Source organism: Polynucleobacter sp. MWH-UH35A, from assembly GCF_018687075.1.
GTDB lineage: Bacteria > Pseudomonadota > Gammaproteobacteria > Burkholderiales > Burkholderiaceae > Polynucleobacter.
Genome location: NZ_CP061285.1, coordinates 1,476,406 through 1,490,942 on the forward strand (window position 1 = coordinate 1,476,406; position 14,537 = coordinate 1,490,942).

At 43.2% G+C, this 14,537-nt stretch carries 13 protein-coding genes and 1 tRNA gene; 8 read left to right on the forward strand and 6 right to left on the reverse strand.

Going from position 1 to position 14,537, the window contains the following annotated elements; genetic code table 11:
- The first annotated feature begins 147 nt into the window (after positions 1–147).
- From ahpC to ICV36_RS07720, 4 genes are all read left to right on the forward strand, one after another.
- Positions 148–711, forward strand: coding sequence for an alkyl hydroperoxide reductase subunit C (gene ahpC, locus ICV36_RS07705; RefSeq protein WP_215379060.1), 564 nt, complete (start codon positions 148–150; stop codon positions 709–711).
- A gap of 96 nt (positions 712–807) precedes the next feature.
- Positions 808–2,385 carry an alkyl hydroperoxide reductase subunit F gene (ahpF, locus tag ICV36_RS07710; protein WP_215400127.1) on the forward strand — a complete coding sequence of 526 codons (1,578 nt, stop codon included), beginning with the start codon at positions 808–810 and terminating at the stop codon, positions 2,383–2,385.
- A 142-nt stretch (positions 2,386–2,527) separates the two neighbouring features.
- Positions 2,528–3,163 carry an NAD(P)H-dependent oxidoreductase gene (locus ICV36_RS07715; RefSeq protein ID WP_215400128.1) on the forward strand — a complete coding sequence of 212 codons (636 nt, stop codon included), beginning with the start codon at positions 2,528–2,530 and terminating at the stop codon, positions 3,161–3,163.
- Between the two features lie 182 nt (positions 3,164–3,345).
- Positions 3,346–5,064 (forward strand): amidohydrolase, encoded by a 1,719-nt coding sequence (locus tag ICV36_RS07720; RefSeq protein ID WP_215400129.1) that lies wholly within the window; start codon positions 3,346–3,348, stop codon positions 5,062–5,064.
- Between the two features lie 72 nt (positions 5,065–5,136).
- Here the strand turns inward: ICV36_RS07720 and ICV36_RS07725 are convergent, their stop codons facing one another.
- From ICV36_RS07725 to ICV36_RS07745, 5 genes are all read right to left on the reverse strand, one after another.
- Complete coding sequence (locus ICV36_RS07725) at positions 5,137–5,712, reverse strand: phasin family protein (protein ID WP_215400130.1); 576 nt, start codon at positions 5,710–5,712, stop codon at positions 5,137–5,139.
- Between the two features lie 233 nt (positions 5,713–5,945).
- A complete protein-coding gene (locus ICV36_RS07730; protein WP_215400131.1) occupies positions 5,946–6,641 on the reverse strand; it encodes a nitroreductase in 696 nt (231 codons plus the stop codon).
- Between the two features lie 33 nt (positions 6,642–6,674).
- Positions 6,675–8,870, reverse strand: a complete 2,196-nt coding sequence (locus ICV36_RS07735) for an OsmC domain/YcaO domain-containing protein (RefSeq protein ID WP_215401606.1) — start codon at positions 8,868–8,870, stop codon at positions 6,675–6,677.
- Positions 8,871–8,966: 96 nt separating this feature from the next.
- Positions 8,967–9,395 (reverse strand): DUF2244 domain-containing protein, encoded by a 429-nt coding sequence (locus ICV36_RS07740; RefSeq protein ID WP_215400132.1) that lies wholly within the window; start codon positions 9,393–9,395, stop codon positions 8,967–8,969.
- Between the two features lie 38 nt (positions 9,396–9,433).
- Complete coding sequence (locus tag ICV36_RS07745; protein WP_215401607.1) at positions 9,434–10,120, reverse strand: cupin domain-containing protein; 687 nt, start codon at positions 10,118–10,120, stop codon at positions 9,434–9,436.
- Between the two features lie 157 nt (positions 10,121–10,277).
- Here ICV36_RS07745 and ICV36_RS07750 point away from each other — a divergent pair, with 157 nt between their 5' ends.
- From ICV36_RS07750 to ICV36_RS07765, 4 genes are all read left to right on the forward strand, one after another.
- Positions 10,278–10,973, forward strand: a complete 696-nt coding sequence (locus ICV36_RS07750) for an SDR family NAD(P)-dependent oxidoreductase (RefSeq protein ID WP_215400133.1) — start codon at positions 10,278–10,280, stop codon at positions 10,971–10,973.
- Between the two features lie 111 nt (positions 10,974–11,084).
- Positions 11,085–11,669, forward strand: coding sequence for a DNA-3-methyladenine glycosylase I (locus ICV36_RS07755; protein ID WP_215400134.1), 585 nt, complete (start codon positions 11,085–11,087; stop codon positions 11,667–11,669).
- A 120-nt stretch (positions 11,670–11,789) separates the two neighbouring features.
- Positions 11,790–12,767 carry a hypothetical protein gene (locus ICV36_RS07760; RefSeq protein WP_215400135.1) on the forward strand — a complete coding sequence of 326 codons (978 nt, stop codon included), beginning with the start codon at positions 11,790–11,792 and terminating at the stop codon, positions 12,765–12,767.
- Between the two features lie 51 nt (positions 12,768–12,818).
- A complete protein-coding gene (locus ICV36_RS07765; RefSeq protein WP_215400136.1) occupies positions 12,819–14,180 on the forward strand; it encodes a TAXI family TRAP transporter solute-binding subunit in 1,362 nt (453 codons plus the stop codon).
- A 278-nt stretch (positions 14,181–14,458) separates the two neighbouring features.
- Here ICV36_RS07765 and ICV36_RS07770 read toward each other — a convergent pair.
- Positions 14,459–14,533, reverse strand: a tRNA-Gly gene (locus ICV36_RS07770).
- Between the last annotated feature and the right edge of the window lie 4 nt (positions 14,534–14,537).

Here is a 14,537-nt window from a genome sequence, read left to right on the forward strand (position 1 = left end):
AGAGGTAAGGCGCAAAAGAATGTTTATCTATAAAATCGATCATAAATATCAAATTTATTCATTAGACAAATAAATAAGTGAGGTTCAAAATTCGTACAGTTGCAAAAGTTACTAACGCAATTCATTAACCAACACTAGGAGCACAGTATGTCCATTATCAATACCGCAGTACAACCATTCAAAACTGAAGCATTCCATAACGGCAAGTTCGTCACCGTTACTGATGAAACTCTCAAAGGTCACTGGTCAGTACTGATTTTCATGCCAGCAGCTTTCACTTTTAACTGCCCAACAGAAATCGAAGATGCGGCTGAGAACTATGCTGAATTTCAAAAGCTAGGTGCAGAAGTGTATATCGTGACAACCGATACTCATTTCTCACACAAAGTTTGGCATGAGACATCACCTGCCGTTGGAAAAGCAAAGTTCCCACTCGTTGGCGATCCAACACATACATTGACAAATGCTTTTGGTGTTCACATCCCTGAAGCTGGCTTGGCTTTACGTGGCACATTCATCATTAATCCAGAGGGCGTGATCAAGACTGCAGAGATTCACTCAAACGAAATCGCTCGTGATGTGTCTGAAACATTGCGCAAGCTAAAAGCTGCACAGTACACGGCCGCGCACCCAGGCGAAGTTTGCCCAGCGAAGTGGAAAGAAGGCGCAGCTACATTGACACCATCTCTAGACCTCGTAGGCAAGATCTAAGTTAAAGCCTTAAACAATAGACTCTCTTAAGAGAGTCTATTGGAGAGGACAAGAGCCTGCCCAATAGACTCACCTAAAAATACCAAGGAATTCATCATGCTCGATACCAATATCAAATCTCAGCTAAAGGTGTATTTTGAAAAGATTGTTAGCCCAATCGTTCTCGTAGCTAGCGTGGATGACAGCGATAGCTCAAAGCAAATGCTAGAGCTCTTAAACGAAGTGGCTGAGCAATCTGACAAGATCATTGTCAAAACAGATGGTGCTGCCGAACACAAGCCTAGTTTTACCGTTAGCACGTTAGATCACGAAGCACGCATTACTTTTGCAGGCTTGCCTATGGGTCATGAGATGACCTCATTCATCTTGGCAATCCTGCAAGCGAGTGGCTACCCAGCAAAAGTTGAGCAAGAAATCATTGAGCGCATCACCAAACTTGATGCAAAACTCAACTTCCAGACATTCATTTCCTTGTCATGCCACAACTGCCCTGACGTTGTGCAGGCCTTGAACTTGATGGCAGCCCTCAATCCAAACGTCACTCATGAAATGGTTGACGGCGCCCTTTACCAAGGCTTGGTAGATCAATACCAAATCATGGCCGTACCAACCGTGATTTTGAATGGCGAAGTATTTGGTCAAGGCCGCATGAGTGTTGAAGAGATTGTTGCCAAGCTCGATACTGCCAGCCCCAAGGAGGCGGCTGCAAAGCTCTCCGCTAAAGATCCATTTGATGTGTTAGTGATTGGTGGTGGCCCTGCTGGTTCTGCTGCTGCAATTTATGCCGCACGGAAAGGTATTCGCACCGGTATCGTTGCTGAACGCTTTGGTGGTCAAGTAATGGATACCATGGGTATCGAAAACTTCATCTCTGTAAAAGAGACCGAAGGTCCAAAACTAGTTCAAGCACTTGAGCAGCATGTGAAGAGTTATGAAGTTGACATCATGAACTTGCAGCGCGCTAATGCATTGCGTAAAACCGCAAATGGACTTGAAGTGGAATTGGCTAATGGTGCAGTTTTGAGCAGTAAATCAGTCATCATCAGTACTGGAGCACGTTGGAGAGAAATGAATGTTCCTGGCGAACAGGAATACCGCGGCAAAGGGGTCGCCTACTGCCCCCACTGCGATGGTCCCTTATTTAAAGGCAAGCGTGTAGCTGTAATCGGCGGCGGGAACTCTGGCGTTGAGGCAGCAATTGATTTAGCAGGCATTGTTAGCCATGTCACCTTGATTGAGTTTGATAGCAAACTGCGTGCCGATGCCGTCCTACAGAAGAAAATGGCAAGCCTGCCAAATGTCACCGTCATCATGAGTGCGCTTACCAAAGAAGTATTGGGCGAAGGCGGCAAAGTAAATGGCTTGCGCTATCTTGATCGCATCAATAATACCGAGCATATGATCGCGCTTGAAGGCATCTTTGTACAAATTGGATTATTGCCCAACACCGATTGGCTCAAAGGCACTATTGACCTCTCTAAACATGGTGAAGTGATCGTTGATGCCAAAGGTGAAACCTCATTACCAGGCGTATTTGCCGCCGGTGATTGCACGACAGTTCCATACAAACAAATCATTATTGCAATGGGCGAAGGCGCAAAAGCATCTCTCGGTGCATTTGATTACTTGATTCGCTCATCTGTTGCCGAGCCAGAAGAAGCGGTTGCCGCTTAAGAGTTTCAAGAGCGTCTGTATTAAATCAAAGGGGTCTTAGGACCCCTTTGTTATCAATAAATGAATTACCTGTTATTCAGGCTATCAAGATATAAATTACACTGAATCATCTTTTCGCACTATAAAATTCAAAGGAGTATGAATGAGCTTGATCGACAAATTACAGTGGCGTTATGCAACCAAGAAAATGGATCCTACAAAATCCGTACCTCTAGCAAAGGTAGAGCAAATTCTGGAAGCTATTCGTTTGACTGCTAGCTCTAGTGGTTTACAGCCCTATGAGGTCCTTGTGATTACCAATAAAGCGATTCGCGAAAAAATCAAAGCAATCTCATGGGATCAAACCCAAGTTGTGGATTCTTCTCACCTGCTCGTTTTTGCTGCTTGGGATACTTATACGGCCGACCGGATTAATCATTCATTTGATATGACGGAGAAGTTACGCAACTTCAAGAGCGAGGCTGGTGACATCTATCGCCAAAAGCTTCTCGCCGGATACACCACAAGAGATGCTGAAACCAACTTCAATCATGCTGCAAAGCAAGCATATATTGGCCTTGGTACCGCCCTTATCGCCGCCGCTTACGAACAAGTGGACTCAACACCAATGGAAGGTTTTGATGCTGCTGCTCTAGATGAAATCCTCGACCTCAAGTCAAAAGGATTACGTAGCGTTGTGATGCTACCCCTCGGTTACAGAAAGACAGATGAGGACTGGTTAGTAAACCTGAAAAAAGTAAGAAGGCCCAAGGAAAACTTTATTACTTGGATAGAGTAGATACAAAAGTGCCATGATAAAAGCCAGCCAGCGTGCTGGCTTTTTAACTTACAACCCATGAATACCTCAAATTTCCCATTAACCTCTGTGGGGATTGATCTATATCAACGTATCCGTAGTGGATACTGCTTAAATGTTTCAATCTATTCATCACTACTTCCACTCTAGAAAAGGCGTATCCCATGCACAGCCGATTTAAAACCGCCCTTATTAGCTACCTAACACTGCTGATCTGTTTTAGTCATTCTATCCAAGCGTCTGAACAAGCTGATACCGTTTTTATCAATGGTCAGATTGAAACACTTAATGCAAAACAACCTAAAGCAAGTGCTGTGGCTGTTAAAGATGAAACGTTTATAGCAGTTGGGTCGAATCAAAAAATAAAAGCATTCATAGGGCCCAATACCAAGGTAATTGATCTTCAGAAGAAATTGGCAGTCCCTGGCTTGGTAGATGCGCATACACACCCCATGGAAACCATTTGGCTCAAAGAGACATGGGTTGATGCCCGTTATCCAGGTACACCCTCAGTGAAGCAAGCGCTGTTGAATATTGCCGCACGCGTTAAAACAACACCACAAGATCAATGGATTTATGTTGCTGGGGTCTCTGCTAGTGAAAATAAGTTTGCAGAAAAGCGTCTCCCCACTAAAGCAGAATTAGACCAAGTGGCTCCGAATAACCCAGTCATCATGGCTAATGGTGCGCACATGGCAATTGCTAATAGTGCCGCTCTTGTAAAAATGGGAATCAAAAAAGGGGTAACAAAACTCCGCCATGGAGCCGGCGTACTCGCTGACAAGGATGGCGAACCTAACGGCGTTATCACCGATGGCATGGGTGACATTCCTGGCAGCCCAACCCCGCAAGAAATCGCCCGCTATTACGCAACCGATATTGCTAAATTCTGGAATTCCTATGGTTTCACTTCCGTGATGGCAATCACACCAGCTGCCGCAATACCAGTAATGCAAAGTGTTTCAGTCAGCACCCCCACGCCGAATATTCGCTATACCGCATCAGTATGGGCTGCGCCGAATGGCGAAGGCATGCCAAAAGATTTAAGTGTTTTTGAAATGCCCAGTAAGGCAAATCCCGCCTACTACCGCTTTGCTGCAATCAAAGCATGGGTAGATGGGGAGAATGATTGCAGAACAGGCTTCATGTATGAACCTTATGTTGGCGTACAAGATACTGACCCACCTGGTGGCAAAGGCACCTTGGTCACCAACCAACAATTAGCAAATCAATTTTCCGCCTTAGCAAATCAAAACCAGAAAATTAGTATGCTGCATTGTTCTGGTGATGCAGCAGCCGATATCGGGCTCAATGCATACGAGTTGGTCAGCAAAAATCAAACCAGCAATACCATTAAACGAATAGAGCACTTTGGAATGTTTCAATTAACCCCAGAACAGCTAAAACGGGGCGTAGCACTTAAGAAGAATAATTTTCACCTCTCATCTCAGCCAATTTGGCTATTAGAGTTAGTCAATGCAGATTATGAAAATATGGGCGCCAAAAGATCCAAGACCGGCTACCAATTTAAAACCATGATCAATGCTGGCCTAGAACCAGCTGCAAGTACTGATATGACCGGCATTTACTTGGGCAACATCGATCCATTCAAGGCAATATATGCAACCGTTACAAGACAGTCTGATGCGGGAGTCTTTGAGCCTCAAGAGGCAATCACCGTTCGAGACGCCCTAAGAATGTGGACAATTTGGCCAGCCAAGTCGGTTGGCGAGGATAAGGTCAAGGGCACGATTGAGGTCGGCAAATATGCCGATATGACCATACTTTCTGACAATATTTTTACCATTCCCAAAAGTGCTTTGAAAGATGTCAAAGCGTCAATGACGGTCGTTGGTGGTAGGGTCGTCTACAAAGCTGAGTAATTGCTGAATCAGAAAAGATAAAAGCCACCCGAAGGTGGCTTTTATTTGCAGCAAAATTAACTAACTGGTTAATTAAGCAGAAGCTTTGCGGCTTTTAGCGGCTGGCTTAGCAACAGCGTATTGACCTTGAATGTTAGCCAAAGCAGCATCAACACTTTTCTCAAAGTTAGCGAATGCGTCAGTTGCAGTTGCACGAACCTGGTCGAACTGTTGGAGTGAAGACTCAAATGCAGTTTTGAATGCAGAAACAAATGCCTCAGAACCAGTAGGAGCTGTCTTAGTAGCTTCTTTAACAAACTTAACCAAATCAGCGCGTGCGTCATCGATAGAAGCGTCAACTACTTGAGCAACTTCTTTATTGCCGTTACGAACTACTTGGTTTACTTTAGCTTGGTAAGCAGCAGCGTATTTAGCAGCTTCTTGAGCAGCTTCAGGCTGAGCTAATTTAGCCAATTGTTGTGGATCCTTGATTGCCAACAATTGTGAGCTTGTATCTTGAGCAGCAACTAAAGCATCTTTAGCAGCAGCTTGGTTGATTTCAGCTAATTCTTGAGCGCTTTCAACGGCAACTTGTGCCAAATGTTTAGCGTTTTCGATAGCTTTAGCTTGTGCAGCAGCGAATTGGTCGTTTAATTGAGTTTGAAACATGATGAATCCTTTACATAGTGTTAGAACAAAATTTGTTGCGATGCACCATTGTAAGAGCCCCATTTTCCAAAAGCAAGGTATTTTTGTTGCAAAGCAACATATTTTTACTAAACCCCATTTCAAGGCTTTAAATGAGGTTTTTCAAGGGCTTAGCTAAGGCTAAAAATGTAGAAATGAGTGGATCTGAGGCCAAAACTGATCAAAAACTGACCACAATCCACAGCCCAGGAAAGCTACTTTACCCAGGTAGTAAAGTCCTCGGCGCTCACTCTAGGGGTATGAAAGCTGTTCACCAGCTCATTTGTATCGGCATAGCCAAGCGCCATACCGCAAACCAGCATTTCATTCTCTTGAGCGCCAATAGCGGGCAAGATGATCTTCGCATAATCATTCCACGCAGCTTGTGGGCAAGTATCCAAACCCTCACCTCTTGCTGCGACCATGATGTTTTGCAAGAACATTCCATAGTCAAGCATTGAACCCCTGCCAAGCTCTTTATCGATAGTAAAAAACAAACAGACGGGAGCACCAAACGCTTCAAAGTTTTTGCGATGCTGAGCATGCATCTTATCTTTATCACCCTTGGTAATTCCTAGTAGCCCATATAAGCCCCAGCCATTTTCACGACGTCTATCGATATAGGGACTAAACCATTTTGCAGGGTAATAGTCATAAGCCGGTTGAAATTCTTTTGCTAACTCTGGATTTGCGGCGATAGCGTCATAAGCTGTGCAAACTTTGCCGCACAACTCTTTTAGCGATTCACCCTCTACAACATATGCTTTCCAAGGTTGTGTGTTGGTGCCAGAAGGTGCGCGTGATGCAATATTCAAAAGCCTCAGAATGACATCGTTTGAGACCACATCTTTTGTAAATGCCCGCACAGACATGCGAGATGTAATCGCTTCAGCTGGAGTTAATGATTTCATCGCTTACCCTCTAATTTTTAAATACAAATACCGTTAAACCGCCTTGCTAGCTCGGGCCTTATGCAGCTTTCTGTAGCTATCTATTAGGCGATGGTGCCTATCAAGACCTTCCAATTTCATGCTGGTTGGCGTCAACCCAAAGAAGCGGATGCTACCATCGATTGAGCCCAAAACAGCATCCATCCTAGCGTCACCATACATGCGACGAAAACTCCCTTCATAGTCGTTCATCTCTAATTCGTCATCGAGAAGAACCTCAAGGGCAGCGTCTAGGGCCTGATAAAACAATTTGCGGTCAACCGTATTGTCGTTGTACTGAAGAAAAGCACCGACCAAGTCATGCGCCTCTTCAAATTGCCTTAAAGCCATATGAATTAAAAGTTTTAATTCGAGAACGGTAAGTTGACCCCATACGCTATTCTCATCAAATTCAATACCTATCAGAGTAGCGATATCACCATACTCATCCAGCTCGTTATTCTCAAGACGATCTAGCAGGTCTGCAAGACTGGCATCATCCAACTTATGTAAATGCAAAATATCATTGCGGAATAACAATGCTTTATTTGTGTTATCCCAAATTAAATCCTCTATCGGGTAGATCTCAGAATAGCTTGGCACCAAAATTCGGCATGCCGTAGCGCCCAATTGATCATATTCAGCCACATAGACTTCTTTACCCATCTTTTTCAAGATGCCAAATAAAGCCTCTGCCTCTTTAGCGTTTGAGTCAGTCCCTTTGCTTGAGAAATCCCAATCTACGAACTCAAAATCCGACTTAGCACTGAAGAAACGCCAAGATACGATGCCACTGGAATCAATAAAGTGCTCTACAAAGTTATTGGGTTCAGTAACAGCTTCGCTAGCAAAGGTAGGAGGCGGCAAATCATTAAGGCCCTCCAAACTTCGACCTTGTAATAACTCAGTCAAACTTCGCTCAAGCGCAACCTCTAGACTTGGGTGTGCGCCAAAAGAGGCAAAGACACCGCCTGTGCGTGGATTCATCAAAGTAACACACATCACTGGATAAACGCCCCCAAGTGACGCATCTTTAACAAATATTGGGAAACCCTGCTCTTCTAGACTTTGGATACCAGCCAAAATACCGGGATACCTAGCCAGCACTTCCTTAGGGACATCTGGAAGCGCAATTTCACCTTCCAGAATTTCACGCTTGACTGCTCGCTCAAAAATCTCAGATAGGCATTGCACTTGCGCTTCAGCTAGCGTATTCCCAGCACTCATCCCATTACTGACGAACAAATTTTCAATGAGATTAGATGGAAAATACACGGTCGCACCATCTGATTGACGAACATAAGGCAACGAACAGATGCCGCGCTGTACGTTTCCAGAATTGGTATCGACCAGATGGGATGCACGTAACTCACCGTCTGGGTTATAGATTCTTAAACAGTAGTCATCCAAGATTTCTGTCGGCAAAGCATCTTTCTTGCCAGGCTTAAACCAACACTCGTTGGGGTAATGCACAAACTCTGCATTAGCAATATCCTCACCCCAATAAGAGCCAGCATAAAAATGGTTATTACTCAGGCGCTCGATATATTCACCCAGAGCGGATGCCAACGCACTTTCCTTAGTTGCGCCTTTGCCGTTGGTAAAGCACATTGGCGAATGTGCATCACGAATATGCAAGGACCAGACATTTGGAATGAGGTTGCGCCACGAAGCAATTTCAATCTTGATTCCCAGATTGGCCAGTAAGGCGGACATATTGGCGATTGTCTGCTCTAGCGGAAGGTCTTTACCAATAATATGAGTACTGGATCCAGCATTAGGCTTGAGAGTCAGTAGACTTTGCGCATCAGCATCTAAATTAGCCACCTCTTCGATAATAAATTCTGGTCCAGCCTGAACCACCTTCTTGACAGTGCAACGCTCGATAGAACGCAAAATACCTTGGCGGTCAGCGGCAGAGATATCTGCTGGCAATTCAACTTGAATCTTAAATATCTGTTTATAGCGATTTTCCGGATCAACAATATTGTTTTGCGAGAGGCGAATATTCTCAGTAGATAAATTACGGGTCTCGCAGTACAGCTTCACAAAGTAAGCTGCACATAAAGCAGAGGAAGCTAAAAAGTAATCAAATGGTCCGGGAGCAGAACCATCACCCTTGTAACGAATAGGCTGGTCAGCAATGACCGTGAAGTCATCGAACTTCGCCTCTAGACGAAGCTTATCGAGAAAGTTGACCTTAATTTCCATGGGGATGATTCCAAAACACTGCGAAAGATGACATAAGGCACCATTATCCACCCCAAAACCAATGCTGTGCAGCATCAGCCCCTATTTGAGCAGGCCTTATCCTAAGTGCAAACGTACTGAGGCAATGATGGGCGTCTGCTGCTCTGGTCTCAAAAACTGGCCTAATTCCACACGGAGTTTAGATTGACTGATATGGAATGTCTTTGATCCCGGTAGCGGCGATTCAATTTTTGCCCACTGTGTATTGAATTCATACACGGTTTCTTTATAGCCAATAAATTTTTTAATAGTGAGGCGTTTACCATCAATCTCAATCGTTTCACTATCAAGCGCATGCCTACAGTAAATTAAAAAACCAAGTGTTACCGCACTCAACTCCAATGCAGTAAAAATCAAGATAACCCAAACACCTGCTAAAAAGAAGCCTGTTGCGACCGCCACCGAAAGACATAGTAAAGCAACATAAAACTTCAAAAGCTGCTTTGGTGTTAGTGCGCAATTTCTGCGCATTTGCCAACGTTTCATAACTTGATCAATGAAGACTGATTGATGAGATTTAAGGGCTAGCGATAGGGTGTGGCTGACTTGCTATCACCACCATCTAAAAGATGGCCAGTCTTTACAAAAATAGTGCAACCTTCTTTGCTAAAAGGTTGGTGTAGACTCATGTGTGGACTCCTTATCCATGAACCGGCAGGATAGCGCCCATGCTCATCTTCAAATACACCATCGACGACAAAGATTTCTTCACCGCCATAATGCCTATGCGGAGTAAAGTAAGTTTGCGGATCCCAACGAACTAGGGTTGAGCCGCTCCCCTGCTGCATCAGCGGCATTACATTCAGACCAGGAACCATGCCCTGATACCAGGGAGAAGTTTTAGTATCAACAACCTCCCGCACCTTTTGATCCAAACCAAGATGGCGCAATTTCACAAAGAGAGTACAGCCAGATTTACTAAATGGCGCATGAGAAGATCCTGGTGGATTCATTAGATAGGTGCCAGCAGAGTAGTCACCGGTCTCATCACTAAAGACACCATCCAGAACCAAAATCTCCTCACCAAATTCATGAGTATGGGCTTTGAATTGTGTTCCTGGTTGATAGCGGACTATAGAAGTTGCCTTGGCCACCTCATCGCCTATGCGATCGAGCATGCGTCTTTCCACCCCTAGCTCAGGACTCGGCACCCAAGGCAGGTCGTGATGATTAATTACCACCCTTTTGCTGTAATCAGAATGAATATTCACTAGATATACATCGCTTATATGTAAACATCCTAAAGCATAGCAAGCAAACAGAAACTGTGCTTGAGCAACATTAACCCCTGCGTACATAAATTAACGAACTGCGCTACAGTCTCTTTAATAGATCAAAACTGCCTAATAGCCCCCTCTTAAAAACTTTATGAGCTTACTTCCAAACCCATTTAATGCACTCATTATTGGGGCCTCAGGCACTATAGGGTCCCATTTTGTGAAACTACTAGAGAATCATTCCTCTTGCTCAAAGGTGATTGGCATCCATCGAAATTCACCTCATGCAATTGACTATTCTCATCCAGAGACTATTGAGCAATCCGCAAATAGCTTGGCCGAGTTCGGGCCATTTCAGTTAGTCATCAATACCATTGGGACACTGCACTCCGAACAATGGATGCCTGAGAAGAAGTTGGATGACTTGAATCAGGATCAACTAAGCGAAATGTTTAATACCAATACCATTGGCCCAGCTTTAACCATAAAGCGCTTTTCAAAACTGCTAGATCCGAAGCATGGGGTTATGGCAACACTATCTGCCAAAGTAGGCAGCATTGAAGATAACCGTCTTGGCGGCTGGTATAGCTACAGAGCTTCAAAAGCCGCACTCAATATGATCATTAAAACTGCTGCAATCGAATTTGCAAGGACAAAGCCCAATATTGCGCTTATTGCCCTCCACCCCGGTACCGTCAACTCAGGATTATCACAACCATTTCGCGGGCAACAAATTGGCAGGGATCCCCTAGAAGCAGTGAATGATATGTTTAACGTCCTTGCGAAAGTTAACAAAGAAGATTCTGGAAGCTTTTTGACATATGCCGGAGAAAAACTCCCCTGGTAAAAAGGTGTCATACCTACCGCGCCCTGAGCTGTTCATTTCAATGATGACCAGAACTCAAATCAGGTTAAGCGCTTTTTACTGCAATTCATATAACCATCTTAGAATCATGGCATGAAACCACTCGTTCGCTGTCCATGGTGTGAAAGTTTTGATCTGTATCGGCAATATCACGATACTGAATGGGGCGTTCCCCTTCGTGACAGCAGGCAGCTATTTGAATTGCTGATATTAGAGGGCGCCCAGGCCGGTCTTTCTTGGTCAACCGTCCTCAAGAAGCGCGAATCTTATCGTGAAGCCTTTGATTTCTTTGATCCAAAGAAAATTGCTAAATATAACGATAAAAAGATTTCTGAATTATTGACAAACCCTGGAATTATTCGCAATCGATTAAAGGTGGCTGCCGCCATAGGCAATGCTAAAGCGTATTTGGCATTAGAAAAAAGTGGTCAGCCATTTAATGAATTTATTTGGTCGTTTGTAAAAAATAACCCCATTCAAAATACACACCAATCTTTGAATAATGTACCCGCAAGATCCGCTGAATCTGATGCAATGAGCAAAGCACTTCTAAAAGCAGGATTCAAGTTTGTTGGCACAACAATTTGTTATGCATTTATGCAAGCCAGCGGAATGATCAACGACCACCTCACATCTTGTCATCGATATGCTGCAGTGAAAAAGATGTCAAAAAAATAGCGCCTACTAAAGGAGCTCTATACAAAAAAGTCCGACGGAAGCTTGATGTAAATCAAACTTAAGAGAGTCTGCCATCCGGCAAAGGAAGTAGTATTGACGACTAAATTAAAAGGAATACATATGCTTGATTCTCAATACTTTTCGGCTGCCCACGCAACACCTTACTATCAAGATGAATTTTTTAACATCTGGAAGTTTCCCACAACAAAGGGAAAGAAGAAGCAAGAGAAGCCCATTATTTTAAATTACTCAATAATGACCCGCGCCTATGGAACTATTTGCAATCGCGATAATTTTGTAGAGTACTTTAATCATGAAGGCTTTGATGTTTATTTAATGGATTGGGGAAAAGATTCATTATTTACCCTGAGCGGATGGGGTGTAGACAAAATTTGCGATGAGTTACGGGATAAAGCAGTTCTGCCTCTTTTGAAAGAATATAAAACAGACAGCCTTAATATTTTTGGCATTTGTATTGGCGGGATGCTTGCGGCGCATATGATTAATAAAAATATGCAAGATGATCCTAAATTTGCCAAAAAGTTTAACAAAATTGCATTTTATGGCTCACCCATCTTAGGTGCTCGCGACCTTGGTATCGCTAAAACTTTTTTAACTTTTTACAAGCAAATGAAGCCGTTTCGCAAATCAATGCATGAAACTGGAATTTCCTTGTTCACGCTGGATGCCTATCTTTTACAGGGCATTAGCAAGTCGTTGCTTGAATGGTCATGGAATCAATTTGCCGAAGAAGGCTCCAAGACTCTATCTGAAATGGTAGGCTTAACATTAAAAGACCGCTGGGTACCTTTTGCTGCTTTCATGGATTTACTTGAAGAGGCATTCGAAAAAACCCAAGTCGAAGATGGCAATGGCTTCCATTTTAAGGGTAATGTAAAGAATATTCATTTTTATAATATGGTCGGCGATAGCGATGTTTTAGTTATGCCTTCAGCCTCTATTGTTGAATATGGATCTACAGTCCCCCAGCAGTTCGCCTCTTTTGAACAGGATATATTTGTAGGTGGTCACTTTATCTTTGCCCAGCCGGGATTTCAAAAGGAAAAGAAACGCCTAGCCGAATGGTTTTCTGCATAAAAATGCCCAAAGCCATCTCATAGTAGATGGCTTTTTAATGATTCAAAATATATGAACACATTTTCATATCTTAAATTAATCTTTAAAGAAGAATTATTAGCGATTAAAGAGCTCTTGGTAGAGCAACGCTGGCTAATAGTATTGCTAATTGTTTTCCTAGGAAGTCTAATTTATTACCTAAACCCTTTTCCACCTCGCACCATCTCTATTGCCGCCGGGGATAAAAATGGTGCTTACTGGAAGACGGCAGAGGCCTATGCGCAGTACTTTCATGAAAATGGCGTTGAACTCAAAATCGTTGAGGCGGCTGGCTCTATAGAAGATGCTAATTTACTTGAAGATTCTGGGAGGAATATTCAAGTAGCCTTTGTGCAGGGCGGTGCATTAGATTCAAAGCTTGCTGAAAAATTTTATTCCTTAGGTAGCATCGCTTATGAGCCCATGTGGGTTTTTTATAGGAAAGAATTAATTAATGCGCCAAATAACTTAACCGATCTAACTAAATTTCGCATCGGAGTTGGACCCAAGCTTGGCGGCACCCAAAAACTATTTCATGATGCAATGCAACTAAATGGAATAGATGTGAATGCTATTGCAGGAATTAGCTACAGCTCTTACCAAAAAAATTTAGAGGACTTTTTATCAGGCAAGCTTGATGTGCTTATCAAGGTCGCTGCCTATCATGACCAGTCCATACAAACACTATTAAGAGATCGAAATGTCCGATTGATGTCTATCTCAGATTCTGATGCATACCAGAAAAACTTACCTTATTTATATTCATTAAAAATTCCAAGAAACTCAATTGACATTGAACGAGGGATCCCTAATGCCCCAATTTCACTGATTGCGACTACCAGCTCCATCATCATCAATAAAAGTTTGCACCCAGACATACAAATGCTACTTCTTGTTGCCAGCAGAGATCTTCAACGGTCATCACAATATCTTTTCTTTGCTAGTCGAGGAGAATTTCCAGCTTATGTAGACCCAACTATTGAAGCTAGTCCAACGGCTCTTCACTATTATGACTACGGCGTTCCTCCGGGAATGCGCTATCTTCCATTTTGGTTGGCTGGATTTATTAATCGGATGTGGATTTTAATTCTTTCCATTATTGCTTTTACATACCCGCTTGCAAAATTAAACTTTCAATTAAGAGAAATTCGATACCGGATCAAACACCGCAGACTTTACGAAGAACTGCTCGAAACAGAGCTTTTCTTATGTGAGAATGATCCCCCAATTGCCGAGCTTAAAAGAATGGCAGGAAGACTAAAACATTTAAACCGAGAAGCCATCCAAATTAGAGTTCCAGTTGGCTCAGAAGTTGAATATTTTAATTTACTTCAAGCAATAGAACTCCTTCGCAGCAAAACAAATGAAAAAATTGACTCAATCTCATGCTCTTAATTGCTCAACTATAAAAAATTAGAATCCCAACCAAAAAATTTATTCAATTCTTTTATTAGCACCTGAAGCATCAAACAAAAGCCACTCCGAAGAGTGGCTTTTGTTTCTGGTGAGCCCACCAGGACTTGAACCTGGGACCAAAGGATTATGAGAGCAGAAGGCTAGGATAGAGCTCCATAAACAGGGGGCCTATAGCTGATCAATAGCGGTGGGCAGTGAAATGCGTAGTGAGCTTTAGTGGAAGCAAGCGTTACTTTAAGTAATGCCTATCAAATTACTGGAGCGGGTGAAGGGAGTCGAACCCTCTTCTCTAGCTTGGGAAGCTAGGGTAATAGCCGTTATACGACACCCGCAACA